This window comes from Corynebacterium suicordis DSM 45110, assembly GCF_015351405.1.
Lineage (GTDB): Bacteria > Actinomycetota > Actinomycetes > Mycobacteriales > Mycobacteriaceae > Corynebacterium > Corynebacterium suicordis.
In genome coordinates, this window is sequence record NZ_JADKMY010000001.1 from 456,076 (window position 1) to 472,028 (window position 15,953).

17 protein-coding genes are annotated in these 15,953 nt (G+C 60.2%); 9 read left to right on the forward strand and 8 right to left on the reverse strand.

The annotated features are described in order from the left end of the window. Position 1: 1 nt before the first annotated feature. From IRY30_RS02150 to IRY30_RS02160, 3 genes are all read right to left on the reverse strand, one after another. The gene (locus IRY30_RS02150) at positions 2-907 is read right to left on the reverse strand and encodes a siderophore-interacting protein (RefSeq protein ID WP_194555752.1); all 906 of its coding nucleotides are present in this window, start codon (positions 905-907) and stop codon (positions 2-4) included. Between the two features lie 145 nt (positions 908-1,052). Further along, complete coding sequence (locus IRY30_RS02155) at positions 1,053-1,409, reverse strand: hypothetical protein (protein ID WP_194555753.1); 357 nt, start codon at positions 1,407-1,409, stop codon at positions 1,053-1,055. 330 nt (positions 1,410-1,739) lie between these two features. Further along, a complete protein-coding gene (locus IRY30_RS02160) occupies positions 1,740-2,087 on the reverse strand; it encodes a hypothetical protein (protein WP_194555754.1) in 348 nt (115 codons plus the stop codon). 605 nt (positions 2,088-2,692) lie between these two features. On the opposite strand from IRY30_RS02160, the gene rplN reads away from it, so the two are divergent. The 4 genes from rplN (at position 2,693) to IRY30_RS02180 (ending at position 4,811) form a co-directional block, all read left to right on the forward strand. Next, entirely contained in the window at positions 2,693-3,064 is a 372-nt protein-coding gene (gene rplN / locus IRY30_RS02165; protein WP_194555755.1) for a 50S ribosomal protein L14, read from the forward strand. Beyond that, positions 3,065-3,379 (forward strand): 50S ribosomal protein L24, encoded by a 315-nt coding sequence (gene rplX, locus IRY30_RS02170; RefSeq protein ID WP_194555756.1) that lies wholly within the window; start codon positions 3,065-3,067, stop codon positions 3,377-3,379. A 2-nt stretch (positions 3,380-3,381) separates the two neighbouring features. Next, positions 3,382-3,954: a 50S ribosomal protein L5 gene (gene rplE, locus IRY30_RS02175; RefSeq protein ID WP_194555757.1), complete on the forward strand. Its 573-nt coding sequence runs from the start codon at positions 3,382-3,384 to the stop codon at positions 3,952-3,954. Between the two features lie 218 nt (positions 3,955-4,172). Continuing rightward, on the forward strand, positions 4,173-4,811 hold the full coding sequence (locus tag IRY30_RS02180; RefSeq protein ID WP_194555758.1) for a DedA family protein: 639 nt from the start codon (positions 4,173-4,175) through the stop codon (positions 4,809-4,811). Here IRY30_RS02180 and IRY30_RS02185 read toward each other — a convergent pair. Further along, positions 4,808-6,283 (reverse strand): MFS transporter, encoded by a 1,476-nt coding sequence (locus IRY30_RS02185; RefSeq protein ID WP_194555759.1) that lies wholly within the window; start codon positions 6,281-6,283, stop codon positions 4,808-4,810. The genes IRY30_RS02180 and IRY30_RS02185 overlap by 4 nt on opposite strands. Before the next feature lie 162 nt (positions 6,284-6,445). Here IRY30_RS02185 and IRY30_RS02190 point away from each other — a divergent pair, with 162 nt between their 5' ends. After that, positions 6,446-7,288: a TetR/AcrR family transcriptional regulator gene (locus IRY30_RS02190; RefSeq protein WP_194555760.1), complete on the forward strand. Its 843-nt coding sequence runs from the start codon at positions 6,446-6,448 to the stop codon at positions 7,286-7,288. A gap of 46 nt (positions 7,289-7,334) precedes the next feature. After that, the gene (locus tag IRY30_RS02195; RefSeq protein WP_194555761.1) at positions 7,335-8,171 is read left to right on the forward strand and encodes a siderophore-interacting protein; all 837 of its coding nucleotides are present in this window, start codon (positions 7,335-7,337) and stop codon (positions 8,169-8,171) included. A gap of 20 nt (positions 8,172-8,191) precedes the next feature. Here IRY30_RS02195 and IRY30_RS02200 read toward each other — a convergent pair whose 3' ends face one another. The 4 genes from IRY30_RS02200 to moaA all read right to left on the reverse strand — a co-directional run bounded on the left by IRY30_RS02200 (position 8,192) and on the right by moaA (position 12,868). After that, the gene (locus IRY30_RS02200; RefSeq protein ID WP_194555762.1) at positions 8,192-9,811 is read right to left on the reverse strand and encodes a (2,3-dihydroxybenzoyl)adenylate synthase; all 1,620 of its coding nucleotides are present in this window, start codon (positions 9,809-9,811) and stop codon (positions 8,192-8,194) included. A 22-nt stretch (positions 9,812-9,833) separates the two neighbouring features. Next, complete coding sequence (locus tag IRY30_RS02205; RefSeq protein WP_194555763.1) at positions 9,834-10,955, reverse strand: isochorismate synthase; 1,122 nt, start codon at positions 10,953-10,955, stop codon at positions 9,834-9,836. Beyond that, positions 10,955-11,617: an isochorismatase family protein gene (locus IRY30_RS02210; RefSeq protein WP_194555764.1), complete on the reverse strand. Its 663-nt coding sequence runs from the start codon at positions 11,615-11,617 to the stop codon at positions 10,955-10,957. The genes IRY30_RS02205 and IRY30_RS02210 overlap by 1 nt, the downstream gene beginning before the upstream one ends. A gap of 147 nt (positions 11,618-11,764) precedes the next feature. After that, complete coding sequence (moaA, locus tag IRY30_RS02215; RefSeq protein ID WP_228502498.1) at positions 11,765-12,868, reverse strand: GTP 3',8-cyclase MoaA; 1,104 nt, start codon at positions 12,866-12,868, stop codon at positions 11,765-11,767. Positions 12,869-13,115: 247 nt separating this feature from the next. Between moaA and modA the strand changes: the two genes are divergently transcribed. The 3 genes from modA (at position 13,116) to IRY30_RS02230 (ending at position 15,951) form a co-directional block, all read left to right on the forward strand. After that, positions 13,116-13,877: a molybdate ABC transporter substrate-binding protein gene (gene modA / locus IRY30_RS02220; protein ID WP_194555765.1), complete on the forward strand. Its 762-nt coding sequence runs from the start codon at positions 13,116-13,118 to the stop codon at positions 13,875-13,877. A gap of 119 nt (positions 13,878-13,996) precedes the next feature. Further along, positions 13,997-14,743: a molybdate ABC transporter permease subunit gene (locus IRY30_RS02225; protein ID WP_228502500.1), complete on the forward strand. Its 747-nt coding sequence runs from the start codon at positions 13,997-13,999 to the stop codon at positions 14,741-14,743. A 2-nt stretch (positions 14,744-14,745) separates the two neighbouring features. Beyond that, the gene (locus IRY30_RS02230) at positions 14,746-15,951 is read left to right on the forward strand and encodes a molybdopterin molybdotransferase MoeA (protein ID WP_194555767.1); all 1,206 of its coding nucleotides are present in this window, start codon (positions 14,746-14,748) and stop codon (positions 15,949-15,951) included. Positions 15,952-15,953 lie beyond the last annotated feature (2 nt).

The following is a 15,953-nucleotide window of genomic DNA, read 5'->3' on the forward strand; positions in this document are numbered from 1 at the left end:
CTTAAGGCCGGGCTTTGCCGATGAACCAATAGGGGCACCACTGCACGGTTTCTTTGGGCATTCCCCATTGTTTGATGGCATGGGAGCGGACCACTTTGCAGAGATCCCCTTCGCCGGCCACCCAGAGATAGTCAACGTCATAGCGCTGGGTCTCCATGTGAGCCTTGGCGGCTGCAGCGAAGGAATTTGCTGGGGCATTCAGCTCGGTGATGCTCGCTACCTGCTGGCTCCACTGTTGCATGAGCTCGGGTTCGGAATCCTCTGGACTGCTGGTGAGGGACACCACGTGCAGCTGAGATAGCTGCTCCGGGGCGAAAGCCGCGGTGAATTCCAGGATTGCCCGCACCGAGGGCAGCGCTGAAGGATCGGCGATGAGCACCTGGCGGGATTTCCCGCGGTGCCACAGACCCTGACAGGTCCAGATGCCAGCGGGATCACCCGGGGCAGTGCGCAGGCACCAAGCCAACCCTGGGCCAGTGGTGGCGGTGATGGTTTCCGCGGTGACCCCGTGGGTGGCCACATCAAAGGTGAGCAGGCCTTGAGCGCGATCCAGGTGGCGGACCGTGTACCAGCGCAGATCAGGGCGGACGTCCTCCGGCATGTCCGCCACCGCCGCGCGGATGTTGAGGCCTTCGATCTTCTGGCCCGTGTAATCCTCAGGAGAGGTGAAGGGTTGATTGGCCTGCGGCATGAGCAACCCGAAGAACTCATCCGGGCCGGTGAGCGAGAGTTCATGGAACTCAGGGGCTTGCAGCACGATCCTCAGCAGCGTCGGGGTGAGGTAGCGCGCGCTGTGCACATGGGCTCTGATGAGCGAGTGGTTGGTGGCCACCGGCGGGAAGTGCAGGCGGTGGTCCGCGAACTCTTCCGGGGTGCGGGTGAAAAGGGGATGCGCGGGTGAGGTCATTATGTGACTTAGTCTAACCTAACCCGTAAAACGCACAAAAGAACCCGCCCGCTCCGACCCAAGGTGTTGGGTGAAGCGGGCAGGTTCTGGAAAACGCGAGCTAGCCGGTGGTGATGATGGCTAGCGGTTCAAACGTTCAGCAAAATTACTGAGCTGGGAACAGCTTGATCAGCTTGTCGATGTTGGAAGCCAGAGCAACGATTGCGCCGATTGCGGAACCGATGACGGTGATGATGCCGAAAGCTTCCTTGAGCTTATCGAAATCGGTGGTTTCCTCATCCCAGCCGAAGAAGTCGTCGGAGCCGGAAGGCTCGTCGGTTGCTTCGTCTTTTTCGTCAGCGGTCACGTCAGCAGGCAGATCGGCATCATTGTTGCTGCTACCGAAAGCAGTGGATCCTGCAGCTGGGTTGTCGGTGTCGGTGTCAGCGCCAGCAACGGCGGTGCCGGACATTGCGACTGCGGTAGCGGTGGTCAGGGCCAAAAGGGACTTCTTGAGCTTCATGAGTTAATTCTCCTAGTGTTGTGTTGTGTGAAAGGCTAGGCAAAACAATGGTGCTAGCGACTTCCGGTTCGGGATTAATTTATCATGCGATTTCACAGCGTGCAGTGGGTAAAAGCACAGGTAATGGCAAGATATTATTAGTTTTATGAATAATACTTCGCAGAGAACTGCAATTATTATTCAATTATTAGAATTCGCGCCCGCTAATTAGTGATGAGAATCACAATGCGGGTAAAGTGAAAAGCAGATTCGCAGCAAAAAAGGCGCCTCCACCAATGGAAATTCTGGAGGCGCCTTTTCCTTGGGGCCGGTTAAGACCCGCGGAGCTGATTAAGAGCTCAGTGCGGAAGAGGAAGGAACGCCGGGGATGAAGCCGACAACCTTGGCGATCAGCTTGACGACGTCGAGGAACTTCTCAATACCGGTGGTCTCTGCGTCCCAGCCGAAGGAGCCGTCAACGGACTGCTTGAGCTCTGGGTTGTCCTCAGAAGCCAGTGGCTGGTCGGTCTCGGTGCCTTCGGTATCGGTCTCTTCGGAAGAAGAACCGTTAGCTGGAGCCTCGGTGGCAACGGAGCCGGCTGGAGCAGCAGGTGCATCCTGAGCCATTGCTACTGGAGCGCCAGCCAAAGCGACTGCGGTTGCGGCGGAAAGGGATACGAGGGACTTGTTGAGCTTCATGGTGATCTCCTAAAGTTTAAAAGATTGATAGGTTCCGCGTATAAAAACGCGGCAACACATCAGCGATTTGCTTCTGCGTTCATTGATCCTGCACGGCTAAATTTAGGCGAGTTAGGGGAGCTTTGCTAGACCAGGCTCCGTTTTTGTGACGCAACTCACTAAAAAACATGTAACACCCAGCGTTCGAGCCCGGTTAATAGAGACTCGCTCGCGCCATCGCGATGCGGATACATAAGTAGCGCTTATGTTTCATTGCCAAAAATAATTTAAGATCTTCAGCCCGAGCACCCCTTGCTCTCAAGCCGGGTGCCCACATCAAGGCGTACTGCATGCGCTCTTGATAGGTGACACCCGCAGGTGACGCGCCCAGGAGCGGCCACTGCGCCAACCCATACGCAAGGTGCTATAGAGGGATTTTGGTTTCCCCGTGCATTCATGGAATAATTTGCGGGTTGCCTGTTCCGATACGTACCCGGGACACCAGGGGGAAACCTCGTTGTGTCCAGGGTGGCGTCGAAAAAAATAAGGAACAAGGCACAGACCACGTGCGCGAGGGTCGGTAATCCCACGCACAGCAAACAATCTAGGTCTATGAGGAGACTCAAGTGCTTCAGCAAGAATCGCGTCTGCGAGTTGCCGATAACACCGGTGCCCGGGAAATCCTGGTCATCCGCGTTCTCGGTGGTTCCAAGCGACGCTCCGCTGGCATCGGTGATGTCGTCGTCGCAACCGTCAAGGAAGCTACCCCAGGTGGCACCGTGAAGGCTGGCGAGGTCGTCAAGGCCGTTGTCGTACGCGCAAAGAAGGAAACCCGTCGCGTAGACGGCTCTTACATCAAGTTTGATGAGAACGCTGCTGTGATCATCAAGGCAAATGACAATGATCCACGCGGTACCCGTATCTTCGGCCCAGTGGCTCGTGAGCTTCGCGAAAAGAAGTTCATGAAGATCGTTTCTCTCGCTCCGGAGGTGCTGTAAATGAAGATCCGTAAGGGCGATACTGTCGTCGTGATCTCCGGCCCAGATAAGGGCGCAAAGGGTAAGGTCATCGAGGCTTACCCAACTCAGGATAAGGTCCTCGTCGAGGGCGTTAACCGCATCAAGAAGCACGTTGCCAACTCCGCTCCAGAGCGCGGTGCTGAGTCCGGTGGCATCGTCACCCAGGAAGCACCGATTCAGGTCTCCAACGTGATGGTCGTGGATGCTGATGGCACCCCAACCCGTGTCGGCTACCGCTTCGATGAGAACGGCAAGAAGATCCGCGTCTCCAAGCGCACCGGGAAGGACATCTAACGATGAGCGAAAACTACACCCCACGGCTCAAGACGCGTTACCGCACTGAGATCCGCGAAGCCCTGAGCAAAGAGTTCAACTTCGACAACATCATGCAGATCCCAGGCGTCACCAAGGTTGTCGTCAACATGGGTGTTGGCGATGCTGCACGTGACTCCAAGCTGATCAACGGCGCAATCGAGGATCTCACCCTGATCACCGGTCAGAAGCCACAGATCCGCGTTGCGAAGAAGGCTATCGCTAACTTCAAGCTGCGTGAAGGAATGCCCATCGGTGCTCGCGTTACCCTGCGCGGCGACCGCATGTGGGAGTTCCTGGACCGCACCCTGACCGTTGCACTGCCTCGTATCCGCGACTTCCGCGGCCTCTCCGATCAGCAGTTCGATGGCCACGGTAACTACACCTTCGGTCTCAACGAGCAGTCCATGTTCTACGAAATCGACGTGGACAAGATCGACCGCCCACGCGGTATGAACATCACCGTTGTGACCACCGCTACCAACGACGAAGAAGGACGCGCCCTGCTCCGCGAGCTCGGTTTCCCTTTCAAGTCCAAGCAGAATTCTGAAAAGTAATTCTTGAGCTCGCCAAGTAATTGGCAGCTTAGCGCCAGGTAGTAATTCACCTGGTTGGTGGGAATAGCCCGCTTTCTCTTCACTGAGGAAGCGGGTTTTTTCTATTTCCTGCCGGTTGCATGTGAATATCCAGCAATGCCCTGCCCCGCTTATAGAAAATGCCTCTTTGTGGGGTAGAAATAAACGAGCTTTGTATTTCCTAGAAGGGACACCCCACGATGCACTTAAGCGACCTCCTGGACGCCACCACCCTGCTGCAGAACTTCGGCGGATGGGCACTCGGCGGCATTGCGCTGATCATCTTCATCGAATCGGGCGTGCTCTTCCCATTCCTGCCAGGCGATTCCATGCTGGTCACCGCAGCGATCCTGCGTGATCAACTGGGCATCAACGTCCCCACCTTGGTGGGTGTGGCCATCATCGCCGCGTTCTTGGGCGACCAGGTGGGCTTCTGGCTCGGCCACCGCTTTGGCCGGCGTTTATTTAAGCCCGACGCCAAAATCCTCAAAACCGATCACCTCGAGCGAGCCGAGGCCTTTTTCCTGAAATACGGGCCCTTGGCGCTGGTATTGGGACGCTTCATTCCTATTGTTCGTACCTATATTCCGGTAGCCGCGGGCACCGCGGCAATGCCTTATAAGAATTTCGTGGGTTGGAATGTGGCCGGTGCCGTGTTGTGGATTATCAGCATGGTGGGAATTGGCGTGCTGCTGGGAGATATCCCGGGTATTGCGGATCGGATCGATATGATCGCGATCATTATCGTGGCTGTTTCCGTAGCTCCCGTGGTGATTTCTGCGCTGATTAACTGGCGCAAGTCCAAGAAGACTCCCGCGCAGGAGCTGATGGAAGACTAGTGCTCATCCACCTCAGTGGAGTTGCTCAGAGTGCGCACTCCCATGATTCCGAGCATCACTAGGGCTGCGGCCAAGATGGAAAACGCGATGGTCTGGGAATCCACGAACTGACTGATGGTGTGCGCGTCCCATGCGCCTTGGGGGAGCTGGGAGCCGACCACCACTGCGATGATGGTTCCGACAATCGCCACGCCCACCGCGTTACCCAGCTCCTGCACCGTGTCATTGAGCGCGGAGCCAATGGAGGTTTGATCCTCGGGCAGTGCACTGATCAGCGCCACCGCGCCGGTGGTCATGATCAGGCGGTTACCCATGGTCATGAGCAACATTCCGAGTGCGGCTGCCAAGTAGCCCGTGTGCAGAGCGATGACCCACAAGCCCAGGCTGAGCAGGATGGCCAGGATAGCCACCGCAGAGGCCTTGGCGTGGCCCAGTTTCTTCACCAGTGCTTCCACCAGCGGGCCGGCGAGCAGCATGCCGATGACGAACGGCAGGTTGGCCAGGCCGGCCTTCCATGGCTGCCATCCCCAGGCGTACTGGAAGAGCTGGGAGGAAGCGAACATCACGCCCACCATGGAGAGCATCGCGGACATTTGCAGGATGGCTGAACCGCGCACCTCTGGCTTGGAGAAGAGTTGGAGATCCAGCATCGGGTCCGTGGCAAGACGCTCGCGGATAATGAAGGCAATCAGCGAACAGATACCCGCGCCAGCAATCGAGATGGTGCTCAGCGAGAGCCAGCCTTCCTCGGCACCCACGGTGAACGAGTAGAGAATAAGGCCCAGGGCTGCCACGGAGAGAATGGCACCCGGGATATCGCTGCCACCTGCGCGCAGATCCGCGGGGTCATCCTTCTCCACGCCCCAGCGCACACCAATCCACGCGATGAAAGCCATGGGGCCGTTGAGGATCAGCAGGAATTTCCAATCGAAATGCTCGATGGCAATGCCGGAGAGCGTGGGGCCCACGGCAAACCCGATCATGGAAATGGTGACGATGAGGCCGATGGCTCGGGTGCGGAGGGCGGCGTCGTCAAAAAGACGAAAGACCAAAGACATGGTCAGTGGGGCAATGGCCGCGGCGAAAATGCCGGAGATGGCGCGGACTGCGATGAGGCCTTCCGGGGTGGTGACGAAGATGACGGAGAGGCCTGCCAGGCCGAACAGTGCGAGCCCGAAAAGTAGGGTGCGACGCCTGCCGAACTTGTCCCCGAGCGTGCCGCCGACCATCAGCAGACCGCCGAAGGTGAGGGAGTACGCGCCGACGAACCACTGGAGATCCGTGGCGGTGGCGTGCAGGTCGCGGCCGATGGTGGGCAGTGCGACGTTGAGGATGGAGTTATCCAGCATCTCCACCATCATGGTGAGGCACAGGCCGAAGATGGCGGGCCAGGCTTGGCGCAAAGAGGTGGGTTTTGGCTTGAGGCGTGCCGGGGTTTCCGGCGTGGGGGAGAGGGTGGCTGAGATTGTCATGGGGTGCTCCTTGGGTGGTGTGAATGGATGGGGTGGTGAGTTTTTGGCGGGTGCATCGAACGTTGTTCGAGTGTGTCTGTCACAAAGATAGAACATTGTTCGATACGGCGCAACATTGCCCGCTGAACTGGTATGTCTTGGGGGATCGCTAGAGTGGTAGGCATGCCTCAGCAACGAAGATCTGCACCGGGTGCGCGCACGCCAGCCAAGAAGGCGGCAAGAGGCCCGGCAGCTCGTCGCGCCTCAGGGAAAACCCGGGCTGCGTTGACCCGGGAGGGTGTGCTGGAGGCCACCATCCGGATGCTGGATAAGCAGGGCGAGGAAAAGCTCACGCTGCGGGGGTTGGCGGCGGAGCTGGGCAGTGGCGTGGCTAGCATCTACTGGTACGCGGAGAACAAGGATCAGCTGCTGGACGTGGCCACCGGGGAGATCATTTCTCGGGCGGTGGCAGATTATCGGCGGGGCGAAGCGGGTGCTGACGCCGATTCCGAATCCACGCGCGGTGGCGAACCAGCATTTCAACCGGACCCCGACACCTCCGCCGAAACCGCGGATGCGCTGAATGAGGTGCGAAAGCTCATCTTGAGCCTCTACAGGCAGATGGAAATGCACCCGTGGCTGCCCATCCGGCTGATGCGCTCAGACCCAGATGTGGATGGATCCCTGGAATTCTGGGAGCAGCTGGGTAGGCCATTGCAACGCACCACGCTGAGCGTGAAGCAGCAGCTCACGGCCACCATGACCCTGATGAACTACGCGAGTGGCACCGGAGCCGAAAACGCTTTCCGCACGCAGATGCAGGACAGCGGACAAGTGATGGAACTGCAGGCCATGGGCGAGCAGGTGGCGCGCTGGAAAGCCCTCTCCGCGGGAGACTTCCCCTTCGTGCGCTCGGTGGTGGACGTGTTCATGCACCACGATGATTCCGAGCAGTTCGTGGACGGGCTGGACCTGACGCTGCGGGGCATCGAATACCAAGCCAACCAGGCGCAGCGTTCGCAATAGTTCAGCGCTATCAGTAGGTCCCGAAAGAATAAGCCAGGAGGAACCAGTGGCACGCACCAGCAGAGCACGGGAAATGAACCCCATCGTGTTGCGCGATCTTCGCGTGGCGCGGGCGGAAGACATCACCCCATCAATGCGCAGGATAACCCTGGTGGGTGAGCAGCTCGGGGCACATGTCGCGCACGGCGTGGAGTTCCCGGGATTCGTCAGCGCAGGTTTCGATGACAGCCTGCGCATGATCTTCCCCGATCCCGCCACCGGTCAGCGGCCATGCCCCACGCGGGGTGCAGACGGAAAATTGGAATGGACTGAGGAGGCCAAGAGCCTCTACCGCGCCTACACCGTCCGCTCCTTCAATGCCGAAGCCGGGGAACTCGTGGTGGATTTCGCCCGCCACGGCCACGGTTTGGCCGAGGACTGGTCCGCGCACGCGCAGCCCGGAGATCCCGTGTACATCGCTGGCCCCAAGGGCAGTTCCGCCCTGCCCACGCACACTGATTGGCTGCTCCTCGCCGGCGATGAAACTGCCCTGCCCGCGATGGGCCGCGCGGTGGAGAGCCTGCCCAGCAATCACCCTGCGATCGCGTTTATCGAAGTCCCCACCGAGGCCGACGTGCAAGACCTGCGGCACGGGGACAATGTGGACCTGCGGTGGGTGATCCGGGAGCGTGGAGGGGATTTCGTTGCGGAAGTTCTCCAATTTTTCGACGCCACCCCTGACGGGCCAGCCTCAGCAAAAAGGCCCCACGGCGTGCCTTTTCTGTGGGCCGCGGGCGAGGCAGAGCGGCTCAAGCCGTTGCGCCAGCTGGCTAAGGATAAGCATATTCCGCCGGAGCATGTGCAGATCACCGGTTATTGGCGGGCTCAACAAGCAGCTGATTAGGCCCTCAGTTTCACGGCCCCTCAGCCTCTCTGCTGCTTCTTGCTCACTTTGCCCACTCCCGTGAAGGGGAATTCCGCTACGATCAGCACATCATCGGGCACCGCGAAACTGGCCAGCCCGTTCTCCCGCGCGAACTTGCGGATCGCGGTCGGGGTCAGGGTTTCCTGGTCCGCGCGCGGGATGACAAACGCCTGGATGCGCTCGCCCAGCACCTCGTCCTCCGCGCCCACCACCGACACATCGTGGATGCTGGGATGCTGCAGCAAAACATTCTCCACGGCCTCTGGCGCGATCTTCTCCCCGCCGCGGTTAATCTGGTCCTTGGCTCGACCCACCACGGTGAGTGAACCGTTTTCAAACCTCACGATGTCCCCCGTGCGATAAAACCCCTCGTCGGTGAAGGATCGCGCGTTCACCTCCGGGGCTCGGTGATAACCGCGGATGGTGTACGGACCACGGGTGAGCAGATGCCCCTCCGCACCTTCCGGTACCTCGCGGGCATCCTCATCCACCACCCGGATCTCGTCAAACGGGCTCATTGGCCTGCCCTGGGTGGAGATGATCTCCTCAATCGGTGCATCCAGCGCCGTGTAGTTCACCAACCCCTCAGCCATGCCAAAGACCTGCTGCAGCTGCCAACCCAGTTCCGGCTGGACCCGCTGCGCCACGGATGCGGAGAGCTTGGCGCCACCCACCCACACCGTGCGCACCGATGAGGTATCGAATTGATCACGCAAAGCAGAGTTTAAGACGCTGAGAAGTGCCGGCGGGACGAGGGCTAGGTGGGTGACGCGGTGGGCGTCGATCAAAGGAAGGATATCCGGAGGCATGGGGCTGGAGGAGAAGACGATATGCGCGCCCACGGCCATCGCACCGAGGATTCCCGGTGAGCTCATGGTGAAGTTGTGCGCGGCCGGAAGGGCCACCAGGAGCACATCGCCGGGGCGCAGATCGCAGACCTCGAGGGAGCAGCGGACGGAGTAGAGGTAATCATCATGTGTGCGGGGGATCTGCTTGGGTACGCCGGTGGTGCCACCGGAAAGCTGCAGAAATGCCAGTTCGGAGGCGGGAACATCTGCGCTCTGAGGTGGGGTGAATGGACCTTCCGCCAGCTGGGTCCACCGGGTATCCGCGGATTCATCCAGCAGAATGGTGTTGAGTTGGGCTTGCTCTTCGAGGGCATCGTGTACCCGCTGCAGGTGGCGATTGGGCTGCGCGGTGCTGAGGTAATGCAGCGCGGGGCCATGGGCTGCGAAGTGCAGAATCTCGTGAGAGCCGTGGGCGGGCAGGGAGAAAATTGGGATGGCTCCCAGGTGCCACACGGCAAATAGCGCCTCCAGGTAGGTCACGGAATTGGGTAGCTGCAGGATCACCCCATCGCCGCGCTGCACACCGAGTTTCTGCAGAACAGCCGCTGCCACCTCCACGTTCTGCGCCAACTGCGCCCAGGTGAGGCTGCGGTGATGATCGGTAGCAGCGGTGTTATCCGGGTAGCGATTAACCGCGCTGGCCAGCAGCTGGTTCAGCGTGCTGCCATCCCAGGCCCCGAGCTCGCGGTAGTGCTTGGCTACGTCCAGCGGCATTCCATTAACCAACGTGTCCGCGTGCGCATAGGTGTTCAGGGGGCTGGGGCGATCCATGGTTATTCCTTGGGTTGGTTAATTATTGATTGAGCGAAACGTTGGAGAGACCCAATGCAGTGCGGATGGGTCCCAGCTTGGCGCAGGTTTCCTCCACTTCCGTGTGGGGATCGGAATCATGCACGATGCCTCCGCCCGCCCGCGCTGTCACGACATTTCCGTGCAATTGCGCGCTGCGAATCCCCACGCGCCACTCGCCGTTGCCCGCGGCATCCGCCCAGCCGAACGCGCCGGCATAGAAACCGCGCTCCGGCTCCTCTTCGCGCAGCAATCTCTGGGTTTCGCGCTGCGGGTATCCACTCACCGCCGGGGTGGGGTGCAGCAAATGCGCCAGCTCCAGCGCGGTGGTGCTCGGGTCCTTGAGCGTGCCCTCAATCACCGTTCCCAGGTGCCATGTGTGGGAGGTCGACGTCAACGCTGGCATCTCCGGCACCGTCAACGAACTGCAGAGCGGAGCCAAGATCCGCTTGATCTCGGCGGTCACAAACTTGTGCTCAGCAATATCCTTGGCGGACATGCTCAGCTCCGTGGCGCGCGCCTGGTCTACCACTGGGTCAGGCGAGCGGAACGCGGTGCCCGCCAAGGGGTGCGAGCGGATGTAGGAACCCCGCTTGCTGATCAGCAATTCCGGGCTGGATCCGATGAAGAAGTGATCCGCATATCGCGGACCCGCAGCGGAGAGATCCACCAGGTGGCAATGGCCGGTGGAGGAACCCGCGGAGAAACGATCCAGCAATTCTTCCGGGGAAGGCGCGCTGGAAAGGGTGTAGCGCTCCTGCCGGGAGAGCACCACCTTGTGGAATTCACCCCGGGCAATCCGCCGGGTGGCATCCTCTACCCGGCGGCCGTGATCCAGCTTTTCCGGGGAGGCCACCACGGTTTCCACCTGTGGGAATGGCCGGGAATCTGCAGCAAAACTGGCCGGGCGACCGTGGGTAAACCAGTGGTTTCGCGGCGCAAAGAGTGCTGGGGCATCGGCCGCGTGGAAGGGGAGCGCGCCCACGATCAGCGCGGTTTCCTGCGCGCGGAGGGCCTGGCTTGCCTGCTCGGCAGTGCCGAACGCGGTGGTGATTCCGCGGGAACATACCGTGTGTTCGCCATCGGTCATCACAAAGCTCAAAGGAGGATCGCCTGCAGTGCTCATCAGAGGGCGTTCAACTCATTCCGCGTGGCTGCCGCGAGCTGGGCAAGCGTATCTGCCGTGCTCAGCACGCGGCCGCAGCGACGGCTCACCCAGTTGGTGGTTTCCGCATGATCTTGCTCCGTGAAGTCCGCGATGGCATCGGAAACCAGGTACGGCTCAATATCTTTCATGAACGCATCCACCGCCGTGACCTTGCACCCCATGTGGCCGTACACACCCGTGATGATCAGCTGATCGCGGTGCGTAAAGGAGAGGCTCTGCTCCAAGTCCGTGCGTTCAAATGCGGAGTAACGCCACTTGGTCAGGATGTGGTGATGATCGCGCGGAGCTAGTTCGGGGATGATCCGGGCTTCTGCCTCTGTCTGAATTCCCTGGCCCCAGACGTCGGAAAGAAGACCACGTCGGGCACGATGCTGCCGGGGAGGTTGGGCAGAAAAGTACACGGGGATGCCCAGCCGATCGGCCTGGTTGATGAGAGCGGAGATGTTCGCGATGGCCGAGGCGATGGGATCAACCTTGGGGTCGTAGGCCGCCAGGAAGTACTCCTGCATATCGTGGACCAGCAGCGCAGCGCGTTCGGGGTGGAGGCTCCACCGAGCTGAAGCTCCGGAATTATCGTGCTGCGTGGGGATGGGATACGGGGCGATGGGGGGAATTGCCATGCGTGCGTCCTTGCGTGGGCGGGTTTTCTGGAGGAGAGTCCGGGATGTAGGAAACCACCAGAGAATTTTCGCTCGCAACGATACATGACACAGGTAAGCCTAAGCAAAGTATAAGTTAGGCTTGCTTAACTAATGGGCGTGGCAGGTCTAGCCGCCAATAGCACTCATGGTGCGCTCAGGTTGCACGTATTCCGCAGAGTTGAGGGTGACATCATCGCTACCGTATGCCCGCGGCTTGTTCCACATCGCTGACTGCCAACGGCGCGCAATATCCTCATCCGTAGAGCCATCGCGGAGCAGTTCCAGCAGGTCAGTCTCCTCGTGGGAGAACAAGCAGCTGCGGATATGGCCATCAGCGGTGATTCTGGTGCGTGAGCACGCCGCACAGAAAGACTCAGTCACAGAAGCGATGATGCCTACCTGACCCAGCGGCGTGGCATCCTCGGGTGATTCGTCCTGGTTGAAGACATCCCACAGCTGAGCCGGTGCAGAACCACGCGGTTCCGGGTGCGGCGCAATGCGGAAACGCTGGGAGATCTGCCCGCGGATCTCCGCGGCACTCACCAGATTCTCGCGTGCCCAATTGTGGCTTGCATCCAGCGGCATCTGCTCAATGAAGCGCAGCTGCAATCCACGCTGCAGGCACCAATCCAACAGTTCAGCGGCTTGATCATCGTTGACCCCGCGGAGCATCACAGCGTTGACCTTGACGGGATCTAGTCCGGCGGTCAGGGCGGCGTCGATCCCCCGAATCACCGCATCCAGACGATCCCGGCGAGTTATCTCTGCAAACGTCTGCTGACGGATGGTGTCCAAACTCACGTTGATGCGGGTCAGGCCGGCATTGGCCAAACCGGTGACGCGCTTATCCAAGTTGATCGCGTTCGTGGTCAAAGAGATCGAGGTATCGGGGTGCAGGGCGCGCACTCCGGCGATGATCTCTTCCAAGTCTCGGCGCAGCAGCGGCTCGCCACCGGTGAAGCGGATGTCCTTCACGCCCAGCAAGCGCACGCCGATGTCTGCAATACGGATGGCTTCGGAGGTGGTCAGCAGGTTCTTCTTGGGCAACCACTGCATACCTTCTTCCGGCATGCAGTAGGTGCAGCGCAAATTGCACTTATCGATCAACGAGATGCGTAGGTCATCTGCCACCCGTCCCCACTGATCAGCCAAAGGGATTTCGGCAGTGGAGCGAGGGGAGCGGGCACGCGTGGCTGCCCCGGAAGACTTCGGCGAGACGTTCATGGTCATTCGCCTCCTACAAAGGGTTGAAGCGGCGCCTGCGGAGAGGAGTGCCAGAGATATTCTGGGTTGCAAATTATCCTCGACCGCAGTGAAGTGTGCACCTATAAATCCATGGTAGACCACACCCCTGACAAACTCTCACAGTTCCCTGAACTGCTGGAATGAGCGAGCAGGGGGTGTAGCATTAAATGATGTATATGATACACATCTTTGCTGGGGTCATCGTCGGCGTAGCGAAAAGGATTGAGTGAACATGAAAAAGACGGGCGTTCTCATCTGCGCGGCACTCCTGACGATTGCTCTGTCCAGTTGTGCCAAGGAACCTGAATCTACCGCCCCGGCCGCGTCCGATGTTCAGGTCTTTGCCGCTGCCTCCATGAAGCCCGTGGCGGAAGAGCTCAGTGAGGCCTTCCGTCAAGACCACGAGGGTGCCGAATTGGTATTCAATTTCGGTGGCTCCTCGGATCTGGTGCGGCAAATCGAGCAGGGAGCCCCTGCGGACCTCTTGATCAGCGCGGATAACAAGAACATGGATAAGGCACTTGCGGGAGAAGATTTCCAGGGAAGTGTCCCTACGGTCATCGCTACTAACCGTTTGGTGCTTGCGCTGCCCTCAGGCAACCCTGCCCACATCAGCTCGCTTCAGGATTTGCCAGGCAAGCAGGTAGCTATCTGTGCCCGCGAAGTGCCGTGCGGAACCATCGCGCATCAGGTTCTGGATGAGCATGAACTCGACTTGGACAACCCCTCAGAGGAAGCTAACGTCGCGGATGTGGCAACCAAAATCAGCACAGGAGAAGTGGATGCAGGCTTTGTGTACTCCACTGATGCGCGAGCGTTGAGCAACAAGGGCGTGACCTCGATGGACATCGAAGGGGTTAAGCCGAACAACTATCCAGAAGCTCTCACGGTTCAGGGCAAAGATAACCCCACCGCCGTGGCTTTTGCAGAGTGGCTCCGCGGCGAGAAGGCCCAGCGGATCCTCGCTGACCACGGATTTGGGCCCGCGAAGTAATGCCCACCGCCCCAGCGGGGCTTCCCGATAGCAAAGTTCTAGCCGATAGCAGAGTCCGAGCCGGCCGCAATTTTGGTGTGCCGCGCCGGCTGCTGGTCTTTGCTCTGTGCGGGATTTTCATGCTGATTGGGCCGCTGGTTGGCCTGCTGGTGAGTATCCCCTGGCTGCGGCTGCCAGAGCTCGCCGGATCCGCAGAGGCTCGCAGTGCCCTGCAGCTCTCCTTGGTGACCTCCGCAACATCCACGTTGATCTGCGCGTTATTGGGGATCCCGTTGGCGCTCTGGTTGCGCAGGTGGGAGCGGAGATCTGCCACGCTGGCCGGAATGGTGCAGATGGTGGTTTATGCACCGCTGGTGCTTTCCCCGGTGGTCTCTGGCCTGGCTCTGACGTTCTTGTGGGGGCGCCGTGGACTACTGGGGCAGTGGCTGGACGGGGTGGGCGTGAATGTCGCGTATTCCATGCTCGGGGTGGTTGTGGTGCAGGTCTTTGTCTCGCTGCCTTTCTTCGTGGCCATGGTGGCGGCGGCTCTCCACGCGATTCCTCATGACCTGGAAGAGGCAGCCACCCTCGATGGAGCTAATCGCATGCAGGTCATGCGGCATATTCTGCTTCCCCTCGCACTGCCCGGGGTGGTGACGGGAATGGTGTTGAGCTTTGCCCGCGCGCTCAGTGAGTACGGGGCCACGCTGACGTTTGCGGGCAATGTCGAAGGACAAACGCGAACCATTCCGTTGCTGGTTTCTCTCGGTCTCAGCAGTGGGGACATGGACCAAGCATTGGGCGCATGCATCTTGCTCCTGGGCGTATATGTGCTGATCGGCGCGCTGATAGTGGCCGTGCGAATGGTCTCTGGGGTACGACGGTAACCATGCATTCCCATGATTCATCCAGCGGGCACGTGAGAACTCCGGAAGAGCACTTGCTCGCGGTACATAAGGCGCTCGGCGCTCGCGAGGTTGTGGAGGTGGCTGCGGAGTCAGCCGTGGGATGTCAGTTGGCCCGGGCAGTCGATGCTCGCGTGGATTCTCCGGCGTTTGATAACTCGCAGATGGATGGTTACGCGCTGGCAACTCACCATTTGCCCGGAGGCTCGTTCGCGGTCGGGGAGACAATCGCCGCGGGGATTGATCCCTCAGTGCTGTATCCGCAGGGGATCGGATCGGACATCGTGCCAGTAATGACAGGCGCGATGGTGCCCGCGGGTACCGCTGCGGTGATACCGGTGGAGCATTGCCAGCCGGAGCACTTCGTAGAGGCTGGGCAAGGGAAAGTAGACGTTCCCCCGGTAGATTCCGGGCAATTCGTTCGTCTGCGGGGAAGTGACATTCACGCAGGCCAGAGGCTTTTTTCTGCCGGTCATGTGGTGAATGCGCGCACGGTCGGTGCCGCCGCCCTGCAAGGGATCGCCACCCTGCCCGTGCACCAGCGCTCTCGCGTGCTGCTGTGCACTGGTGGGGATGAGATTGGCGGAGCTGGCGTGGCCTCTATTCCCGACGCCAACGCCCCCATGCTCCGGGCTCTCTGCCAGCGCTTCCACATCGAGGTGGCCGGACACGTGCACACGTCCGATGATCCAGAAGATTTCCAGCAGCGTTTGCGCGCGGCCATTGAAGAACTTCGCCCCATGGCAGTGGTCACCAGTGGAGGTATCAGCCACGGCAAGTTTGAGGTGGTGCGTAACGTCTTGGGGCCTGTCGGCGGCTGGTTCGGGCACGTCGCCCAACAGCCGGGCGGTCCGCAGGGGTTGTCCGAGTACTGCGGCGTGCCCGTGATCAGCCTGCCGGGCAATCCCGTCTCCACCGCTGTGAGCTTCCGGCTATTCGTCGCGCCCGTCCTGGGCGAGTGCACCGAGCCCATGTCCGTAATGGCCGGCGAGCAGTTCTCCTCGTTGGAGGGCCGAGATCGTTTCGCCCATGCGCGGTTGGCGCGCCGGGATGGTCGAGACGTGGCCGTTGCTGTGGGCGGCGCTGGGTCGCACCAACTTTCGCAAACTGTTGCGGCGGACCTCCTGGTGCGGATCCCCGCTGGTCGGGATGTCGCGGAGGGTGAGGATGTCAAGGGGTACCTCCTGTAGCC

Bases quoted from the DNA above. Each gene is read 5' to 3' on its own strand.
- IRY30_RS02180 (WP_194555758.1), top strand. From the start codon at position 4,173: ATGCACTTAAGCGACCTCCTGGACGCCACCACCCTGCTGCAGAACTTC.
- IRY30_RS02155 (WP_194555753.1), bottom strand. From the start codon at position 1,409: ATGAAGCTCAAGAAGTCCCTTTTGGCCCTGACCACCGCTACCGCAGTC.
- modA (WP_194555765.1), top strand. From the start codon at position 13,116: ATGAAAAAGACGGGCGTTCTCATCTGCGCGGCACTCCTGACGATTGCT.
- moaA (WP_228502498.1), bottom strand. From the start codon at position 12,868: ATGACCATGAACGTCTCGCCGAAGTCTTCCGGGGCAGCCACGCGTGCC.
- IRY30_RS02200 (WP_194555762.1), bottom strand. From the start codon at position 9,811: ATGGATCGCCCCAGCCCCCTGAACACCTATGCGCACGCGGACACGTTG.
- IRY30_RS02160 (WP_194555754.1), bottom strand. From the start codon at position 2,087: ATGAAGCTCAACAAGTCCCTCGTATCCCTTTCCGCCGCAACCGCAGTC.
- IRY30_RS02205 (WP_194555763.1), bottom strand. From the start codon at position 10,955: ATGAGCACTGCAGGCGATCCTCCTTTGAGCTTTGTGATGACCGATGGC.
- IRY30_RS02210 (WP_194555764.1), bottom strand. From the start codon at position 11,617: ATGGCAATTCCCCCCATCGCCCCGTATCCCATCCCCACGCAGCACGAT.
- rplX (WP_194555756.1), top strand. From the start codon at position 3,065: ATGAAGATCCGTAAGGGCGATACTGTCGTCGTGATCTCCGGCCCAGAT.
- IRY30_RS02150 (WP_194555752.1), bottom strand. From the start codon at position 907: ATGACCTCACCCGCGCATCCCCTTTTCACCCGCACCCCGGAAGAGTTC.
- IRY30_RS02190 (WP_194555760.1), top strand. From the start codon at position 6,446: ATGCCTCAGCAACGAAGATCTGCACCGGGTGCGCGCACGCCAGCCAAG.
- IRY30_RS02230 (WP_194555767.1), top strand. From the start codon at position 14,746: ATGCATTCCCATGATTCATCCAGCGGGCACGTGAGAACTCCGGAAGAG.
- IRY30_RS02185 (WP_194555759.1), bottom strand. From the start codon at position 6,283: ATGACAATCTCAGCCACCCTCTCCCCCACGCCGGAAACCCCGGCACGC.
- IRY30_RS02225 (WP_228502500.1), top strand. From the start codon at position 13,997: ATGCTGATTGGGCCGCTGGTTGGCCTGCTGGTGAGTATCCCCTGGCTG.
- rplE (WP_194555757.1), top strand. From the start codon at position 3,382: ATGAGCGAAAACTACACCCCACGGCTCAAGACGCGTTACCGCACTGAG.